The organism is Lysobacter terrae (genome assembly GCF_054782215.1).
Window position 1 is genome coordinate 1 of sequence record NZ_BAAGSX010000015.1, and the last position, 1,348, is coordinate 1,348.

Annotated in this window: 1 pseudogene; it reads right to left on the minus strand. The window is 65.9% G+C overall.

The window, feature by feature from the left end:
* Positions 1–1,348: pseudogene (locus ACYVJ8_RS17700) on the minus strand (RHS repeat protein); the annotation flags it as partial.

Consider the following 1,348-nt stretch of genomic DNA (forward strand, 5'->3'; position numbering starts at 1 on the left):
CTCGCCCACCAGCGGCCAACTCCACACCGCCACGTCGCGGTTAACATCGATGATCGTGCGTGGCGTGCCCAGGGTATCGGCTTCGATGTAGTGCAGCGGTTGGTTAGCGGCAACAGCGCCGACGATCAACCCCACCGGCAGATCATCCAGCCAGATCACCTGCTGCGTCGGCTTGGTCGCACTGTCGCTGTACTCACCGATCCAATGGCCGGCCTCGTCGTACACGGTGACGGTGCCCCGCGTGCCGTGCGCTCGGCGTACCTGCTCGCCCTTGCCGTTGTAGAGGTATTTCATCACCGACGTGGTGCCCAGCTTGACCTCGCCCATGCGGTCGGCGTCGCTGTAGACGAAGCTGCGCGTGCCGATCTTGGTGGTGTTGCCGGCGTTGTCGTACGTGCGCCCAGTGCCACCTACATTCGTCAGGCGATGGCTGCTGGCTGGATAGCTGTACGCCGTCGTGATGCTGCCGACGGTCGCGCTGGTGCGGTTGCCGGTGGCGTCGTAGCTGTAGCCTTCGGTGAAGGCCTGCGTGGTGCCGTCCTGTGCCGCGGTCAGGCGGTTGAGGGCGTCGTAGCCGTACAGCCGCAGCGGCGGGTCGTTTTGGTTGCCGTTGCGCAGCTTGCTTAAGTTTCCGACCGCGTCGAACTCGTAGCCCACCGACAGGCCGCCGGGGCTCTGATCCTGCACGACGCCCGGCTGGTAGTTCTGGTTGAGCGTGCGCTGGAACAGTCTTCCATTGCCGAACACCCACTCCGCCACCGGGCCGAACGGGTGGTAGCTGGCGTTGGTGAGCAGCACTTGCCTTGCCTTGCCCGGCCGGGTCACACCGACTTGCGTGGTGTGGCCCATGGCATCACGGACGTAGTCGGCCTCGGTGCCGTCCGGATAGGTGATGCGGCTGAGCTGGCCCGCATTCGTGTAGGCGTAGCGGACGATGAAGACCTTGCTCTTGGTGGTCTGCACCTTGCGCACCAGCTGGCCGAAGCGGTCGTAGCAGTACTGGGTGTTGCCGCTGCCATCGAGGATCTGGCTCAGGCGGCCGGCGGCGAAGGTCTCGCCGGTGGCGCAGGCCGCCGCCACCGTGTCGTAGTGGTAGTCGACGTTGAGGCTGCTGGTCGGATAGTGGACCGCGGTGAGCCGGTTGAGCGCGTCATAGGCGTAGGTGGCCTTGATGCCGCGGGCATCGGTCTGCGTGGCGCGGTTGCCGGCGGCATCAACGGTGTAGCGGGTTACACCGGTGTCGGGGCTGCTGAGCTGGGTCAGGTCGCCCAGGCCGTTGTAGGTGTAACCGGTGGTCAGGCCCTTGGGATCGACGACGGCGGTCAGGTTGTCGCGGGCGTCGTACTGG